This window comes from Pseudoxanthomonas sp. YR558 (assembly GCF_900116385.1).
GTDB lineage: Bacteria > Pseudomonadota > Gammaproteobacteria > Xanthomonadales > Xanthomonadaceae > Pseudoxanthomonas_A.
Genome location: NZ_FPCI01000001.1, coordinates 1,538,278 through 1,553,583 on the forward strand (window position 1 = coordinate 1,538,278; position 15,306 = coordinate 1,553,583).

The window sequence follows — 15,306 nt, forward strand, 5'->3', positions numbered from 1 at the left end:
ACCCCATTCGTAAGTACTTGATTCGGGGTGTATTGCAGGGCTCGCTGCTCCTCACATGGACCGCCCCGCACACCTCGGAGCGCCGGATAACAGACTGATCCTTAAAGGAAAATCAGTGCGTGATGACAACTTCGATGGCGCGCGCCTTCGTGCCGGCCCCTTTCGCGGCGCTCTGCAGTCGGTTTCGCTGCACGCCACCCGCCGTCAGGGCGTCCCGCACGGCATCCGCGCGGCGCTGTCCCGGCGTCTGCTTGTCGCCGTACCCCTCGATCCGCGCGCGCGCCTTGGGGTTTGCCTGCAGGTAGGCGGCCAGCGCGCTTGCCGTCGAACTGCCCCCCCCGGACAGCTTCGCCGATCCGCTTGCGAAAGCGTCCGCGCCCAGCGTGAAGACCTCGCCACGGCTTTCGAACTTGGACGCCGGCAGCTTCGCCCCCGAGACGAGTTCCGCCTCTTCCCGTGCCAGCTTCAACTCACGTTGGCGCGCGGTGCTGAGTCGACTGGCCTGCTGGCCCGCCACGGTATCCAGTGTGGTCTCCGCTTCCTGCCGGGCCAGCGCCTCGGCTTCCGCCGCCAACCGCAGGCGGTCCGCCTCTTCGGCCTGGATCTGCGCCTGCACACGCAGACGCTCGGTCTCACGGCGCGCACGCTCGGCTTCGCGACGGCTGGCTTCCACCAGCAATTCACTGCGCGTGCGGTCCAGACGATCCGCCTCGCGGCGCGCGGCTTGGGTGCGGGCCGCGATCTCGGCGATCTCAACGCGGCGCTCGGCCACGTACTGCAGGGTCTCCCGCTGGCTGCGGCGCGCGTCGTCGAACGCGGCCACGGCGTGCTGCGCCTGGAGCTTCTCGTAGGCCGCGAATTCCGCTAGGGCAGGATCGGACTGCAGCCGGGTCAGGCGCTGATTGAGCTGCACCACCACCGGGTTGTCTGCAGCGAACGCACTCATCGCCGCCGTGGCGGCAAGCACCAGGCACAAGACGAGCGGGACGTTTCGGCGTGCGCTCATCGGCCGCCCTCCCCGAGCTGACGCTGCAGGTCGGCGATTTCCGCGCGGCGCTGGCCGACCTCGGCCGTCGCTACGGCTTCTTCGCTGCGCGCGCGCGCCAGATCGGCATCCGCCGCTGCGCGCAGGGCGAAATCGAGTGCTTCCTTCTTGTTTCGCGTGGACTGCGCCTGGGCCAGCGACTGGCGGGCGGCGGCCAACGGCTCCGGAGCGTACTGATCGGCATCGGCCTGGTCGGCGCGCTGCACGGCCTTCACCGCGGCCTCGAGCTCCGGCGTGGGGACGCTCTGGGCGAAGGCGGGCACCAGGGCCAGTGCCGCTACTGCGGCGGCCATCACATGCAGGGGCCTGGGGAAGTGTGCGAAGCTAACAGTCATTGGGGTGCCGTGACGTTGAGGGGTACGCGCGGCCATTGTCTGTAGCCTTCGGCGCCGTTGCAACGTGGTGCCGCGCATCGTGGGGAGCTTTGCATATGGACATCGGCTATTTCCTGAAGCTGATGACCGAGAAGAACGCCTCGGACATGTTCCTCACGACCGGGGCGCCGGTCTACATCAAGATCGAGGGCAAGCTGTACCCCTTGGGCAACACCGGCCTGCCACCCGGCATGGTCAAGAAGATCGCGTACTCGCTGATGGACGAGGGCCAGGTGCCCGTGTTCGAGCGCGAACTCGAGCTGAACATGGCGATCGCCCTGCAGGACGCCGGCCGCTTCCGCGTCAACGTGTTCAAGCAGCGCGGCGAAGTGGGCATGGTCATCCGCGCCATCCGCAGCGTGATTCCGAGCATCGAGGAGCTGAACCTCCCGCCGGTGCTGAAGGACATCATCATGACCCCGCGCGGGCTGGTGCTGATCGTCGGCTCCACCGGCTCGGGCAAGTCGACCTCGCTCGCTTCGATGATCGACTACCGCAACACGACGAGTACCGGCCACATCCTCACCATCGAGGATCCGATCGAGTACCTGCACCGGCACAAGCAGTCCATCGTGAACCAGCGCGAAGTCGGCCTGGATACCCACGCCTTCCACAACGCGCTCAAGAACGCGATGCGCGAGGCGCCGGACGTCATCCTGATCGGCGAAATCCTGGACGCCACCACGATGGAAGCGGCGATTGCGTTCGCCGAGACGGGCCACCTCTGTCTGGCCACACTGCACTCGAATAACGCCGATCAGACCATCGAGCGCATCCTCAACTTCTTCCCGGAGAGCGCGCACAAGAACGTGCTGATGAACCTGGCGCTGAACCTGCGCGCCGTGGTTTCCCAGCGCTTGGTCAAGGGTACCGATGGCCGCCGCCTGCCCGCTGCGGAAGTGTTGATCAACACTCCGATGATCCGCGACCTGCTGCGCCGCGGGCAGGTTCACGAGATCAAGGCCGCCATGGAAGAGTCTCTGGAGGAAGGCATGGAGACCTTCGACCAGTGCCTGTTCCGCATGGTGAAGGAAGGTCAGATCGAACAGGAAGAAGCGCTGCGCGCCGCCGATTCGCGCGATGGCCTGGCACTGAAGTTCCGTCTGTCCGAAGGCAGCAAGGGTGAGCACGATCCCTACGCCGACTACGACAACGGCAGCAGTTCGCCGCGCATCACCCACGGCTTCGGCTGACCGCCGCAAGACATCGCGACACGCACGGCAAGGGCAGCGCAAGCTGCCCTTCTCGTTTCAGGCGGTGGCGTCGGGTTGGTTTTCGGGACGTGCGCGATCGAACGCCGGCAAGGCCAGACACGCTTCCTCGATGCGCAGGATCGTCGGGAACGCCGTGACGTCCACGCCGAAGCGACGCGCATTGAAAACCTGCGGCACCAGGAAACAATCCGCAAGCCCGGGTGTCTGCCCATGGCAGTACGGACCGGTAGCGGCATCCTCGACGAGCAAGGCCTCCATCGCCGTGAAGCCTTCGACGATCCAGTGCTTGATCCAATCGTCGCGCTCGGCCTGCGGGACATTCCAGGTGTGCTCGAAATACTGCAGCACGCGCAGGTTGTTCAGCGGGTGGACGTCGCACGCGACCATCTGCGCCAGCGCTCGCACGCGGGCGCGGTCGCGCGCTGTCATCGGCAGCAAGCGCGGCGAAGGCCAAGCTTCGTCGAGGTATTCGAGGATCGCCAGCGATTGCCGGATCACCCGCTCTCCGTGCTGCAGCGTCGGTACCAGCTGCTGGGGATTCTTGGCGATGTACTCCGCAGAGTGCTGCTGCCCACCGTCGCGCACCAGATGCACGGGCACGGTCTCGTACACCAGGCCCTTCAGGTTCAGGCCGATGCGGACACGATAGGCGGCGCTTGAGCGCCAGTAGGAATAAAGCTTCAGTTGCTCAGCCATGCAAGCCGCTCCCCGCGGTTTGCGCCATCAAATTCCCGGAATCCACGTCCCTGCCCGCTTCGGTCCTTCAGGCAACCACACTGGGCCCGGGCCCAGCCTTAAGGCAAGGGTTGGGCCTCGATCCGCTGCTCGATCGCACCAAAAATGGAACGGCCGTCACGATCCTTCATTTCGATGTGGACCACATCGCCGAAGCTCATGAACGGGGTGCTGGGCTTGCCATCGCGGAGCGTCTCGACGGTGCGCTTCTCGGCGAAGCACGAGGCGCCCTTCGAGGTGTCCTCGTTGGCGATGGTGCCCGAGCCGACGATGGTGCCTGCGGACAGCGGGCGCGTCTTGGCGGCGTGGGCGACGAGCTGCGAGAAGTCGAACTGCATGTCGACACCGGCTTCCGGCGCACCAAACCACGCGCCGTTGATGTGGGTCACCAGCGGCAGGTGCACCTTGTTGCCATCCCATGCGGCGTCCAATTCGTCCGGCGTGACGAAGACCGGCGACAACGCCGACCGCGGCTTGGACTGGAGGAAGCCGAAGCCCTTGGCGAGCTCGCCCGGAATCAGGTTGCGCAGCGACACGTCGTTGACCAGGCCGATCAGCTGGATGTGCCCGGCCGCCTGCGCGGGTGTGACCGCCATCGGCACGTCGTCGGTGATCACGACGATCTCGGCCTCCAGATCGATGCCGTGGTCTTCGCTGACCACCTTCACCGGATCGCGCGGGCCAAGGAAGCCTGCGCTGGTCGCCTGGTACATCAGCGGGTCGGTGTAGAAGCTCGCCGGCACTTCCGCATTGCGCGCACGGCGCACGCGCTCGACGTGAGGCAGGTAGGCGCTGCCGTCGACGAATTCATAGGCGCGCGGCAGCGGCGCGGCGAGCGCGTGCAAGTCGATATCGAAGGCACCCTCGACATCACCGGCATTCAACGATTCGTACAGCGCGTTGAGGCGCGGCGCGGTGTTGCTCCAGTCCTCCAGCGCGCGCTGCAGCGTCGGCGCGATGCCGGTGGCGCGCACGCCGCGGGCCAGATCACGCGACACGACGATCAACGTACCGTCGCGACCACCTTCCTTCAGGGAACCCAGCTTCATCGGAACTCCAGGATGCCGGCGCCCATGCGCCATGGTTTCAATTGTAACGAAATGCGCGCGACGGTCAGCCTTCGCGGGGGTCGCCCTGGAAGCCGTCCTTGCGGAAGGTCAGCACCAGCGTATCGCGATGGCCCTGCCCGTCCAGGGGCTGGATCGGGGTGGATTCGTGGATGACGCGCTCGTCGTCGAGGAACAGCAGCGACCACGGGGCTTCCAGCGTAAAGCGCTGCCCGTCCGGCCCTGCGGCGGCGAAGACGCGGGTTTCGCCCCCTTTGATGCCCTGGCGGCCCAGCAGCAGCACCGCAACGAAATCGACACCGTCGCGATGCGCGCCTTCCGGCGTCGGGCGGCCGATGCCGTCGGTGGTGTCGATGCGGAATTGATGCGCCTCGACATACCAGGGGCGCTGGCCCCTGAGCATGGAACACCAGCGACCCAGCCCCACCAAGAGTTGCCGCCAGGCCTGGGCTTCCGCGACGGCCGGCTCGATCGGCTCGAACCAGCGCTGCATGCCGCCATGCAAGGCGTTGTAATCCAGCGACTGCCAGTGCGCGCGGTGCGGCGCTTGCGCGATGCCTTCCGCATCCAGGACGAAGCACGAATGCCGCCGCCGCCGATAGCGGCCGCCGTCCTTGAGGTACTCGTCCACTTCCAGCCGATCCCAGCTCGGCAGCAACGTATCGAGTGCGTCGAGATCGACGCCTACGGCGTCGGCCATGGCCCGCGGCTCGAGCACCGCGTAGCCACGTTCCTGCACGCGGCGCACAGCCTCGTCGGCGGGGCAAAAAGGAGGTTGGAACATCGCGACCATGGCAAGACCCCTCAACGCAAAAACCCGCCAGAGGCGGGCTTTCGCGGATGTCCAGTGGACTTCAAGTTGGCAGCCCCGGATGGATTCGAACCACCGAATGCCTGAGTCAGAGTCAGGTGCCTTACCGCTTGGCGACGGGGCTGTGTAACCAGTGACGCGTAGTGTAGCGCGTCTGTTAGCGCTTGGAGAACTGCGTGGCGCGACGCGCCTTGTGCAGGCCGACCTTCTTACGCTCGACTTCACGGGCGTCGCGGGTCACGAAGCCTGCCTTGCGCAGTTCCGACTTCAGCGTTTCATCGTATTCCACCAGCGCGCGTGCGATGCCCAGGCGGATGGCGCCGGCCTGACCGGTGATGCCGCCACCGGTGGTGGTCACGGTGATGTCGAAGGTTTCCGTGTTCTTGGTCAGCTCCAGCGGCTGGCGCACGATCATGCGGCCGGTTTCGCGGCCGAAGAACTCGTCCAGCGGACGACCGTTGACCGTGATGTTGCCGGAACCCTTGCGCAGGAACACGCGGGCGGTGGAGGACTTGCGACGGCCGGTGCCGTAGTTCTGAGTGATAGCCATGATTAGATGTCCAGGACCTGCGGCTGCTGAGCGGCGTGCGGATGATTCGGGCCGGCGTAAACCTTGAGCTTGCGATACATGTCGCGGCCCAGCGGGCCCTTCGGCAGCATGCCCTTCACGGCGGTCTCGATGACGCGTTCCGGATGGCGCTCCAGCGCCTGCGCCAGCGTCTCGGTCTTCAGGTTGCCGATGTAGCCGGTGAAGCGGTGGTACTTCTTGTCGGCCAGCTTGTTGCCGGTGACGTGGATCTTCTCGGCATTGATCACGACGAGGTAGTCGCCGGTGTCAACGTGAGGGGTATAGACGGGCTTGTGCTTGCCGCGGAGACGGCGGGCCAGCTCGGTGGACAGGCGACCCAGGGTCTTGCCTGCTGCGTCGACGACGTACCAGTCACGCTGGACGGTCTCGGACTTGGCGGTAAAGGTGCTCATGTAACTCTCGTGTGTCTGGTCGGGCGGATTCCGCGGTTTCCCGGGCGGAACTTTGCCACGCGTTGTGAAGGGTGAAGCGCGAGGGGCGGTATTGTACGGATCGACCCTTTCCCTTGCAAGCCGCCCATCCTCCGCCAGACGGGGAGGCGCGATCGCGGCACAATAGCGCCATGAACACGCGGACCTTTTCCCCCTTGGACCGCTGGCTGGTGGAAGCCCAGCGCGGCCTGGACACCGTCTTCGGCAACCCGCCGGCCCAAAGGGCCAATCCCGCCGGCGATACGCCGGATGTCGCCATGGACGAGACCGAACAGCGCCATGCCGCCGGGCTGATGCGGATCAACCATGTGGGCGAGGTCTGCGCCCAAGGGCTCTATTTCGGCCAGGCCGCGGTCGCCCGCGACCCTGAGACCCGCGCCCATCTGCTCGATGCCGCCCAGGAAGAGACCGATCACCTGGCCTGGTGTGCGGACCGACTAAGGGAGCTCGACAGCCGTCCCAGCCTGTTCAACCCCCTTTGGTATGCCGGCAGCTACGCCCTGGGCGCGCTGGCCGGTTTGCGGGGCGATGGCTGGAGCCTGGGCTTCGTGGTCGAGACAGAACATCAGGTGGAGGCCCACCTGGACGAACACCTGGAAACCCTGCCGCCCGCCGACCTGCGCAGCCGCGAGATCCTGACGGTGATGAAAGCCGACGAAGCCCGCCATGCCGAGCATGCCCAGCATGCCGGCGCCCGGGTGCTCCCGGCCCCGATCCCAACCCTGATGGCCGGCGCCTCGAAGCTGATGAAGGCCGTGGCCTACCGCCTCTGAGGCGCCGCCAGTCCCGGTTTACGAAGCCAGTTTCAGACCGATGATGCCGGCCACGATCAGGCCGATGCAGACCAGCCGCGCCGCCGTGGCAGGCTCCTGGAACAGCCACATGCCCACACAGGCGGTGCCGACGGCGCCGATGCCCACCCAGATCGCATAGCCCGTTCCCAGCGGGATGTGCTTCAGGGCTGCCGCCAGCAGCCAGAAGCTGGCCGCCGCGGCAACGGCCGTGACCACACTGGGCACGAGGCGGGTAAAGCCCTCGGAATACTTCAGGCCGACCGCCCACACGATTTCCAGCACGCCCGCCAACACCAGATATACCCACGCCATACGCCTTCTCCTCAGGTTTATGTCCGGGCCACAACGCAAAAGCGGCCCGGAACTCTCGTTCCGGACCGCCGTCGGTCCTGGTGCGCGGCCTGCGCCGCGGGCGGGTCGTCCCGCCTGTTTGAACCCACCTTACCGCGGGTCACCCCAATGGGGTGTAACCCCGCGGCCCTGTCACTCGGACAGGTTGCGCCCGTGGTACAGCTCTTCGATCTCCCGCTTCAGGCGCGCCTCGATCTTCATGCGCTCCTTGAACGATAGGTTCTTGGCCTTCTCCTCGAACAGGTAGTTGTCGAGGTCGAACTCCTTCAGGTGCATCTTCGTGTGGAAGATGTTTTCCTGGTAGACGTTCACGTCGAGCATCTCGTAGCGCGACTTGATGTTCTTGGCCAGGAAGTCCTGGATCGAATTGATCTTGTGGTCGATGTAGTGCTTCTTGCCCTTCACGTCGCGGGTGAAGCCACGGACCCGGTAATCCATGATGACGATGTCGGATTCCAGGCTTTCGATCAGGTAATTCAGAGCTTTCAGCGGCGAGATGACGCCGCAGGTCGCCACATCGATATCCGCGCGGAATGTCGCGATGCCGTTGTCCGGATGGGTTTCCGGATACGTGTGCACCGTGATGTGCGACTTGTCCATGTGGGCCACCACCGCGTCGGAGATGATCTCCTTGCCCGCATCCTTCTTGTCGATCACCGGCTCCTCGGAGATGAGGATGGTCACCGACGCGCCCTGGGGATCGTAGTCCTGGCGGGCCACGTTCAGGATGTTGGCGCCGATGATCTCCGCCACGTCCGTCAGGATCTGGGTCAGGCGGTCGGCGTTGTATTCCTCGTCGATGTACTCGATGTACCGGCGACGCTCATCCTCGGACGAGGCGTAGCACACGTCGTAGATGTTGAAGCTCAGCGCCTTGGTCAGGTTGTTGAAGCCTTGCAGCCGCAGGCGAGGCAGGGGTTTTACCACGGCGGTGGTCCCTCTTGGGGGGTATCGGATGGGGGGCAAATTATGCGCCATTAGGGGTGACAGCGAAATGTCCACCGCCACCCGTCGGCCCGCCGCCGCGGGACTGGCCCAGCCCTTGCATGGCCTGCGTTTGCCGTCGGCTACGTATTCGGACTAAGCTTCCGGAATTACAAGCCGCGACCACCATGAGCCCAGGCATCCCCCTTTCAGCCCCCGCTCGCCCCGCCGCCAGCCCCCTGACGCCGGACAACGCCACGCTTGAGCGTTTCCTCGCCCATAGCCACAGGCGACGCTATCCGGCCCGCGCCGACGTGTTCCGCCCGGGAGATCCGGCCGGCACCTTGTATTACGTGGTCAGCGGCTCGGTCAGCATCATTACCGAGGAAGACGACGACCGCGAACTGGTCCTCGGCTACTTCGGTAGTGGTGAGTTCGTCGGTGAGATGGGCCTGTTCATCGAGTCCGACCGCCGGGAAGTGATCCTGCGCACCCGGACCCAGTGCGAACTGGCCGAGATCAGCTACGAGCGCCTGCACCAGCTGTTCCTGGGCACGCTCTCGGCCGACGCCCCCAAGCTGCTGTACGCCATCGGCGCCCAGTTGTCCCGGCGCCTGCTGGACACCAGCCGGAAGGCCAGCCGTCTGGCGTTCCTGGACGTGACCGACCGCATCGTCCGCACCCTGCACGACCTCGCCCGCGAACCGGAAGCCATGAGCCATCCGCAGGGCACCCAGCTGCGCGTCTCCCGCCAGGAGCTCGCCCGCTTGGTCGGTTGTTCGCGCGAGATGGCTGGTCGCGTACTGAAGAAGCTGCAGGCGGATGGCTCGCTGCATGCGCGGGGCAAGACCGTCGTCCTGTACGGCACCCGCTGATCTCCATGGGTCGGGCCGGTCCTCCATTGCGACCGGCCACGCCTTCCAACACGCTTCCACCTCTCGACATCCGCCCTGTCATGCCGGGGGATGCAGATGATGTCGCGCACCTGCTGGCGGAGCTGGGTTACCCCTGTTCTACGCGCGAAGCCGCTGAGCGCATCCACGCTGTGGATGCCGATCGCCAGCAAGTGCTGCTGCTCGCACGGCGCGACGGCGGGCGATGCGGCCTCGTTGGCCTGCACTTCCTCTATTACGTTCCGTTGGGTGCGCTCATCTGCCGGATCACCGCGCTGGTCGTCGCTACCGAAGCGCGAGGCAGTGGGCTCGGACGACAGTTGCTGGAGGAGGCCTACCGCCGTGCACGCGGCGCGGACTGCGTGCGACTCGAACTGACCACCGCCCTGCACCGCACCGAAGCCCACGCGTTCTATCGCGCCTGCGGCTTCACCGAAAGCTCGCTCCGCTTCACCCGCGCACTCGGCGGAGCCTGATCGACAACGCAGGGTATCCTTCGAGCATGCGATGTCGGATCTCCCACCGGCAGGGATCCATGCATGGAGTTCGGCAGCGAGTTCTTCTGGTTCATCCTGATCGGCCTCGGCGCGCAATTGGTCGATGGCGCGCTGGGCATGGCCTTCGGCCTGATCTGCTCGTCGATCCTGCTCAGCATGGGTCTTCCCCCGGCGGCCGTCAGCGCCAGCGTGCATGCGGCGGAAGTCGTCACCACCGGCGTGTCCGGCGCATCGCACGCCTACTTCCGCAACATCGACAAGCGTCTGTTCTGGCGACTGACGATCTCGGGATCCATAGGCGGAGCGCTCGGTGCGTACGTGCTCACCCGCCTGCCGGGCGACGCCATCCGGCCCTTCGTCTACCTGTACCTGCTGGCGCTGGCGATCCTGATCCTCGTCCGTTCGTTCGGTCGTTGGATGCCGCGCGAGGAAATCAAGCGTGTACCGGTGCTGGGATTCTTCGCCGGCCTGCTGGATGCCACGGGTGGCGGAGGATGGGGCCCGCTTGCCACGTCCACCCTGCTCGCCCGCGGCGGACAGGCCCGCACCACCATTGGCACGGTCAGCGCTTCGGAATTCGTCATCACGCTGGTGGTATCGCTGACGTTCCTCCTGACGATCGGTCTGGACCATCTTGAGATCGTGCTCGGCTTGCTGGTCGGCGGCGCCATCGCCGCACCGTTTGCAGCCTGGTTCGTGCGCCATGTTTCCGAACGAATCGTCTTGAAGGTCGTGGGCGTGCTGGTTCTGTCGATCAGCCTGTATCAAATCGGTCGCGCGTGGTTCCTCTAGGCATTCGCGACTGGCATTTCTAGCGGATATGCGGGTCGGTTATTGAACCGACCCGCACACATTGCAGCTGCTCAGCGGGAAGGAGCCGCCTGATCACGTTGCGGCGCGGCCTGCTGGTCCGTCACGGACTGTTCCTTCTGCCAGCTCTGACCGGCCGATGTCTTAAGGTAATCGTCCAGTGCCTGACGCATGGCCCGATCATCGCCACTCTGCAATGCAGAGAACATGCGGTCCACGAACGAACGCTGCGATGCCGCCTCCGCAGGAGCGACATCGCGCGTGTCGCGCACGGAGATCGCCATCGCCTCACGCGACCGCTCGCCATACACGCCATCAACCTTGAGCCCGCGATCCGCTTGGAACGCCCGCAGCGCATGCTCCGTCTGGGGGCCGAATCTGCCGCTCGATGTCTCCAGAGACTGGCCGTCGGCGCCGCGGTAACCCAGTTGGTTGAGCTGCTGCTGCAGCTCCCGCACCGACGCCCCCGAACCTCCGTCACGCAGCACCTCGGGCGATGCGGATCGTGCGGGCATCGCGGCATCCCGGTTTGCACCGCGCAAATAGGGCAACGGGTCGACCTGGCGACCGTCCCGCCACAGCTCGAAGTGCAGATGCGTGTCGCCTTGCGCTGGCGTGTTGCCTGAGCGCCCCATGGTGCCGACCTGCTGCCCGGCTTCCACGCGCTGGCCGTTTCGGACGCTGAATTCGCCCAGGTGGAAGTACTTGCTAAGAGAGCCGTCGTCGTGCCGGATATGAACCGTGTTGCCCGCCGCACCATTGTTCGGACGCACCACGACCGTGCCGCCTGCAACTGCGACAATGGGGTCGCCGGTATCGCCCTGGATGTCGATACCGCCATGACGCCGACCACCGCTTCGCGGCGTGCCAAACTCGCCCCGGCCCTCGCGCGGCTTGTCGGCCTCATTGATGTCGCGATTGCCCGGCGTCGGCCAGGTCAGTCCGCCTTCGCGCCGCTGCGCTTCCATGGGCTGGACACGGTTACGCTCCTGCTCAGGCAACGCCAGTTGCTGCACAATGGCCGCGCGCGTGCGCGCATCGGCATTGCCCGTGGCTTCCAGCTGGTTAGCCGCCTGGAAGGCGCGCACCGCTTCCTGCGTCTTGTCGCCATAGATGCCCGAACGCGTTTCCAGTTCCGCACCTTGGCCATCGCGGAAACCGAGCTGGTTCAACGAGGTCTGCAGCCGGCGCACCTCTTCACCTCGTTCGCCGTTATGCAGCACACCATCGGCCAGCGGCGAAGTGCGCTCACGGGCTGCCGCATCGGGCTGGCCCGCCTGGATGCCGCGATCGGGAATGCTGATGGCGGCATACTTGGTGTTCCAGTACTGCGAGAACGTCGTCGCCAAGTCGCGGTCGTTGAGACCGCTCAAATCTGCGTAGGGACGGCCGGTCAGTCGCTCGACATCCCGCTCGCTGATGTTGTTGAGAATGTTTCGACGAGAAACTCCAAGCGAAAACTCGCCCGTAGCGATCGCGCTTTGGATGGACGCATAACCAGCGGCACCCTGCTGATGGGCGAGATAGAGATCGAGTCCATTGGGTGTTTGTTCACCGGAAAGGAACTCGTGCCCGCTGCGTGCCTGGCGACGCGAAATGTCGCCGAGATTATCGGAGTACAGATGCGCGGCTGCGCGTGTGTTCGCCTCCGGATCGAACTCCCGACCCTGTATCCCATACTCTTTGGCGGTCTTCGGTACGAACTGGAAAAGCCCCTTCGCACCGCTCGGATTGCTCGCATCCGGATTGAAGCGGCCACCTGTTTCGATATAGGCGAAACGCAGGAAGTCGTCTCGCGGAATGCCACTTTCCTGCGCCTGTCTTTCAATGATGTCGAGGATCTGTTCACGTGTATGCTGACTGGCCATCGTTGGCTCCTTTGCTGATGTTCGCGGCCGGGTAGCCGCAGGACGTCAACCGGGCCCCTCCATGGGCCTGATGCAAGTCGGTCAACTTGAAATCGGCTTGTCTACTTGTAGCGTTCAGTCGTTTGATCGAAGGAGTAGACCACGTCGTCCGCGTCCGTCATGTCACGGATTTTTCCGGGCGACGCGATGGTGGTTCCCTTGGAGGACACCTTCAGGTTGGGCAGGCCCTCGCCCGTCTTCACGAACGCCAGCGTCCCGGTACTGGCGACACACGGCATGACCTGGCCGCCATCGCACGCGGTACTGTTGTCATCACCGACAGGAATACTCCCCACGTATCCCCACTGCCTGAAGCCCAGCGCGTCAACATTGCCTGGATCGAAGAGGAACAGGCTGAACATACGGACGTCGGTGCCGTTGACGAAGTCCTGGGTAGGCACTGCCAGCAGATAACGTCCGTCGCCGGTCGTGAACGACTGCGCCTTCCGCGAATCATCGATCTGCTCCGGCCGCCCCATCCTGCCGAACTCACCGACATAGCCATCCGTATCCGGCCTCGACCACTCGGGCTTACCGCCCTTCTCGCCGCGAGTGAAGGTCGCCTGCGAGATCGCGACATGCTCCGGATCCATCATGCCGTCGTCGCCTTCCGGACCCTCGCCCTGGCTTTTGGCTCCGAAGCCGGTGAAATAGTGCTTTCCCTTCAGATCGAACGCATGGCCGTACCAGTAGCTGACGGTGGCACCGCCATCGACTTTGTAGCTCACCGCACCATCCCCGTCGCGCTGGTAGATGAAATACAACACGCTATCCGCGGCGGGCGGTTTCAGCTCTGACATGTCTTGTTCCTTCATCTGCGGTTGTGTTGCCTGGCTCATTGCATCCAAGTTTTTCGGCGCTTGCGCATCGCAGCCGACAGCAAGGCCGGCCATCGCGGCCAGGAGCAGGGGGGATAGCTTTGTCATGCGCTGCAACCTCATGCGGGTAATCGAACTTAGTCGGACGGCTTGGATACTGGATATCGTCGCTTCGATATCATCGACCGGGCTAGTGACAGTCAATCGAATCGGCCTCCTTAGCTTCTTCAGAAACTCGACAGCCAACCATAGAGCCGAAACAGGCGCATCTCGTTCAATAGTCATAGGCATCGAAAGCGTCGCTGAACTTCACTGACACTCTCGGGTCAGCACGCTCAGATTCCACCCGGCAACCGAGTTGCCTCGTTCATAGCCCTAGAAATAGTCAGAAGAAAGGCACATCTTCCCTCACTCGCGAATCAGTATCGGAGCCGTGCAGTTCGAGTAAGTCATTTGGCAAGAACGCCCTCCGTTCTTAACGGAGCAATCAGCTATGGCGCGCTGTGATGCAGCTTCCACCGTCTCTCCGTCCAGATATGTAGCGACCGGATTCTTTAGCACCTCAATCGGCTCGGCCACCACCGCGCAGCTATTCATGTAGGTGTATACGAACTTACATTCCAGTCCGCCGCTGGCCTTGCATTTCCCGCGCGCTTCGCGCTCCGCTTTCCGGCGACTCGATTGACCGGTCGATGTGCCCACGTTCCCGGTCGCAATATCCCCTACCATCGCACCCCAAGTTGATTTCCATCGGGTATAGGTCTTTCCGGCAGGTAGATCCCATCCGCCACCGCCTGCTCCACCTGGGCCACAGCGAGGGTCTCCCGGCCCAACACCTTGAGGGCATGCTGTCTGCGCATAGGATTGCATGGAGAAGACAAGCAAGAAGAGAAGAATTGTTATGCGGGACATGAACGGCCTGCCTCAGTTGAAAATGTTGCGTGGCGACTGAAAAGAGGGGTTCGCCATCGAAGACGAACGTGCCAGTGACTGCGTATCCCCACTCACACCAGAGTATCCCGGCTGCCCCGGCGCACCTGGTTGTTGCGGCGGCTGGAAGGCGCTGTAAGGCGTGAATTGGCCAAGCGTGCCTTGGAAGAGCATCGCAGCCATCGGTGGCGCGCTAACGATGAGAGCGGTCAAGATCAGCCCAAGACCTCCCTGCTGCATCGCCATGTTGGTCACATTCTCTCCACCCATACCCAGCGCACTTGTAATCCAAAAAGCTGTTCCCACGGCAATAACCATGTCGAGCGCCAACGTCACCATCACCGTCAACAATGCCATTGAGAACAATGTGCCTATTCCGTACATCAACCATTTCTGGAACAGGGTTTTTGTTTGCTCAAACAGGAGACAGAGAATGAATACGGGCCCCATCGCGACGATCAGACCGATGGCCACCTTGTTCAGCATCATTGCCACAGCCGCCATAATGGCAGGCGCCCCGAGCCCTACCCCGGTAAACAGCAGGGCCCGATCCTTCTGCTTCTCTGTGACCATGTCGTGATTGCTGTCCACCGTATCGATGGCAGACAGTGCCGCCTGCATGATGGCGAGCGTACGGTCGATATCACCGTATGCCCCGCCCCCATCTTCTTCGCCCGTCATCGTCTCGTTGACCGTCTTTGTCAGCCCATCTGTCAACGTCTGGTAGATCGGCCCCCACGAAACAGCTGCTCCCAGCGCAATGCCGACGATGAAAGTGGCGCGCAGCGAACTGACGACCAGCGCCAACATGGACTCGCGTGACTGTCCAGTAACTATTCGGTACCCCTGGATCATTATCCACAAAGTGAGGAGTACGGTCCCTATCCCGCCCACTACGCGCATGACTCTTCGCCCAAGGTTGGGCAGGTACTCGTTGATCAGCTCGTCATCAATGAAGTCATTGATCTCATGGAAGAAGACCATGTTCGGCAATGAGGCATGCAAGGGCACCCACTCACGTACCGTATCCATTATCGGCAGCAATCCGACGTCCATTATGTGCTTGCCTGTATGTGAGAGTTAATCATCGCTCTGCCCGATTGAGTGAACCTTCAG

At 63.8% G+C, this 15,306-nt stretch carries 17 protein-coding genes and 1 tRNA gene; 5 read left to right on the forward strand and 13 right to left on the reverse strand.

All coding sequences use genetic code 11. The features are described 5' to 3' along the window. Positions 1-112: 112 nt before the first annotated feature. The gene (locus tag BM365_RS07395) at positions 113-1,006 is read right to left on the reverse strand and encodes an OmpA family protein (protein WP_093487918.1); all 894 of its coding nucleotides are present in this window, start codon (positions 1,004-1,006) and stop codon (positions 113-115) included. After that, a complete protein-coding gene (locus BM365_RS07400; protein ID WP_093487920.1) occupies positions 1,003-1,380 on the reverse strand; it encodes a DUF4398 domain-containing protein in 378 nt (125 codons plus the stop codon). The genes BM365_RS07395 and BM365_RS07400 overlap by 4 nt, the downstream gene beginning before the upstream one ends. A gap of 95 nt (positions 1,381-1,475) precedes the next feature. Between BM365_RS07400 and BM365_RS07405 the strand changes: the two genes are divergently transcribed. Continuing rightward, positions 1,476-2,612, forward strand: coding sequence for a PilT/PilU family type 4a pilus ATPase (locus BM365_RS07405; RefSeq protein WP_056879502.1), 1,137 nt, complete (start codon positions 1,476-1,478; stop codon positions 2,610-2,612). A 57-nt stretch (positions 2,613-2,669) separates the two neighbouring features. Here the strand turns inward: BM365_RS07405 and maiA are convergent, their stop codons facing one another. From maiA to rplM, 6 genes are all read right to left on the reverse strand, one after another. Beyond that, positions 2,670-3,329 carry a maleylacetoacetate isomerase gene (gene maiA / locus BM365_RS07410; RefSeq protein ID WP_093487922.1) on the reverse strand — a complete coding sequence of 220 codons (660 nt, stop codon included), beginning with the start codon at positions 3,327-3,329 and terminating at the stop codon, positions 2,670-2,672. A 98-nt stretch (positions 3,330-3,427) separates the two neighbouring features. After that, on the reverse strand, positions 3,428-4,417 hold the full coding sequence (locus BM365_RS07415) for a fumarylacetoacetate hydrolase family protein (protein ID WP_093487924.1): 990 nt from the start codon (positions 4,415-4,417) through the stop codon (positions 3,428-3,430). Positions 4,418-4,481: 64 nt separating this feature from the next. Beyond that, positions 4,482-5,228 (reverse strand): 2OG-Fe dioxygenase family protein, encoded by a 747-nt coding sequence (locus BM365_RS07420; protein WP_093487931.1) that lies wholly within the window; start codon positions 5,226-5,228, stop codon positions 4,482-4,484. Between the two features lie 67 nt (positions 5,229-5,295). Then, positions 5,296-5,370 (reverse strand) — tRNA-Gln (locus BM365_RS07425). 33 nt (positions 5,371-5,403) lie between these two features. Next, the gene (gene rpsI / locus BM365_RS07430; protein ID WP_056879499.1) at positions 5,404-5,796 is read right to left on the reverse strand and encodes a 30S ribosomal protein S9; all 393 of its coding nucleotides are present in this window, start codon (positions 5,794-5,796) and stop codon (positions 5,404-5,406) included. 2 nt (positions 5,797-5,798) lie between these two features. After that, positions 5,799-6,227 (reverse strand): 50S ribosomal protein L13, encoded by a 429-nt coding sequence (gene rplM / locus BM365_RS07435; protein WP_055936916.1) that lies wholly within the window; start codon positions 6,225-6,227, stop codon positions 5,799-5,801. Positions 6,228-6,397: 170 nt separating this feature from the next. Between rplM and coq7 the strand changes: the two genes are divergently transcribed. Next, positions 6,398-7,039 carry a 2-polyprenyl-3-methyl-6-methoxy-1,4-benzoquinone monooxygenase gene (gene coq7 / locus BM365_RS07440; RefSeq protein ID WP_093487933.1) on the forward strand — a complete coding sequence of 214 codons (642 nt, stop codon included), beginning with the start codon at positions 6,398-6,400 and terminating at the stop codon, positions 7,037-7,039. Positions 7,040-7,057: 18 nt separating this feature from the next. On the opposite strand, the gene sugE is transcribed toward coq7, so the two are convergent. Next, entirely contained in the window at positions 7,058-7,372 is a 315-nt protein-coding gene (gene sugE / locus BM365_RS07445; protein ID WP_093487935.1) for a quaternary ammonium compound efflux SMR transporter SugE, read from the reverse strand. A gap of 171 nt (positions 7,373-7,543) precedes the next feature. Then, positions 7,544-8,338 (reverse strand): adenosylmethionine decarboxylase, encoded by a 795-nt coding sequence (gene speD, locus BM365_RS07450; protein WP_056879496.1) that lies wholly within the window; start codon positions 8,336-8,338, stop codon positions 7,544-7,546. A 185-nt stretch (positions 8,339-8,523) separates the two neighbouring features. Here speD and crp point away from each other — a divergent pair, with 185 nt between their 5' ends. The 3 genes from crp to BM365_RS07465 all read left to right on the forward strand — a co-directional run bounded on the left by crp (position 8,524) and on the right by BM365_RS07465 (position 10,517). Continuing rightward, positions 8,524-9,210 (forward strand): cAMP-activated global transcriptional regulator CRP, encoded by a 687-nt coding sequence (crp, locus tag BM365_RS07455; RefSeq protein WP_233210926.1) that lies wholly within the window; start codon positions 8,524-8,526, stop codon positions 9,208-9,210. A gap of 80 nt (positions 9,211-9,290) precedes the next feature. Then, a complete protein-coding gene (locus BM365_RS07460) occupies positions 9,291-9,704 on the forward strand; it encodes a GNAT family N-acetyltransferase (RefSeq protein ID WP_158253542.1) in 414 nt (137 codons plus the stop codon). A 63-nt stretch (positions 9,705-9,767) separates the two neighbouring features. Next, the gene (locus BM365_RS07465) at positions 9,768-10,517 is read left to right on the forward strand and encodes a sulfite exporter TauE/SafE family protein (RefSeq protein ID WP_093487939.1); all 750 of its coding nucleotides are present in this window, start codon (positions 9,768-9,770) and stop codon (positions 10,515-10,517) included. Between the two features lie 71 nt (positions 10,518-10,588). On the opposite strand, the gene BM365_RS07470 is transcribed toward BM365_RS07465, so the two are convergent. From BM365_RS07470 to BM365_RS07485, 3 genes are all read right to left on the reverse strand, one after another. Continuing rightward, the gene (locus BM365_RS07470) at positions 10,589-12,403 is read right to left on the reverse strand and encodes a peptidoglycan-binding protein (protein ID WP_093487942.1); all 1,815 of its coding nucleotides are present in this window, start codon (positions 12,401-12,403) and stop codon (positions 10,589-10,591) included. A 101-nt stretch (positions 12,404-12,504) separates the two neighbouring features. After that, entirely contained in the window at positions 12,505-13,368 is an 864-nt protein-coding gene (locus BM365_RS07475; protein ID WP_139227352.1) for a hypothetical protein, read from the reverse strand. Between the two features lie 816 nt (positions 13,369-14,184). After that, positions 14,185-15,246, reverse strand: coding sequence for a TrbL/VirB6 family protein (locus tag BM365_RS07485; RefSeq protein WP_093487950.1), 1,062 nt, complete (start codon positions 15,244-15,246; stop codon positions 14,185-14,187). Between the last annotated feature and the right edge of the window lie 60 nt (positions 15,247-15,306).

What these genes read in the sequence shown, in the direction of transcription:
- BM365_RS07395 (WP_093487918.1), bottom strand. Translation starts at nt 1,006, where the DNA reads ATGAGCGCACGCCGAAACGTCCCGCTCGTCTTGTGCCTGGTGCTTGCC.
- BM365_RS07400 (WP_093487920.1), bottom strand. Translation starts at nt 1,380, where the DNA reads ATGACTGTTAGCTTCGCACACTTCCCCAGGCCCCTGCATGTGATGGCC.
- BM365_RS07405 (WP_056879502.1), top strand. Translation starts at nt 1,476, where the DNA reads ATGGACATCGGCTATTTCCTGAAGCTGATGACCGAGAAGAACGCCTCG.
- maiA (WP_093487922.1), bottom strand. Translation starts at nt 3,329, where the DNA reads ATGGCTGAGCAACTGAAGCTTTATTCCTACTGGCGCTCAAGCGCCGCC.
- BM365_RS07415 (WP_093487924.1), bottom strand. Translation starts at nt 4,417, where the DNA reads ATGAAGCTGGGTTCCCTGAAGGAAGGTGGTCGCGACGGTACGTTGATC.
- BM365_RS07420 (WP_093487931.1), bottom strand. Translation starts at nt 5,228, where the DNA reads ATGGTCGCGATGTTCCAACCTCCTTTTTGCCCCGCCGACGAGGCTGTG.
- rpsI (WP_056879499.1), bottom strand. Translation starts at nt 5,796, where the DNA reads ATGGCTATCACTCAGAACTACGGCACCGGCCGTCGCAAGTCCTCCACC.
- rplM (WP_055936916.1), bottom strand. Translation starts at nt 6,227, where the DNA reads ATGAGCACCTTTACCGCCAAGTCCGAGACCGTCCAGCGTGACTGGTAC.
- coq7 (WP_093487933.1), top strand. Translation starts at nt 6,398, where the DNA reads ATGAACACGCGGACCTTTTCCCCCTTGGACCGCTGGCTGGTGGAAGCC.
- sugE (WP_093487935.1), bottom strand. Translation starts at nt 7,372, where the DNA reads ATGGCGTGGGTATATCTGGTGTTGGCGGGCGTGCTGGAAATCGTGTGG.
- crp (WP_233210926.1), top strand. Translation starts at nt 8,524, where the DNA reads ATGAGCCCAGGCATCCCCCTTTCAGCCCCCGCTCGCCCCGCCGCCAGC.
- BM365_RS07460 (WP_158253542.1), top strand. Translation starts at nt 9,291, where the DNA reads ATGCCGGGGGATGCAGATGATGTCGCGCACCTGCTGGCGGAGCTGGGT.
- BM365_RS07465 (WP_093487939.1), top strand. Translation starts at nt 9,768, where the DNA reads ATGGAGTTCGGCAGCGAGTTCTTCTGGTTCATCCTGATCGGCCTCGGC.
- BM365_RS07470 (WP_093487942.1), bottom strand. Translation starts at nt 12,403, where the DNA reads ATGGCCAGTCAGCATACACGTGAACAGATCCTCGACATCATTGAAAGA.
- BM365_RS07475 (WP_139227352.1), bottom strand. Translation starts at nt 13,368, where the DNA reads ATGACAAAGCTATCCCCCCTGCTCCTGGCCGCGATGGCCGGCCTTGCT.
- BM365_RS07485 (WP_093487950.1), bottom strand. Translation starts at nt 15,246, where the DNA reads ATGGACGTCGGATTGCTGCCGATAATGGATACGGTACGTGAGTGGGTG.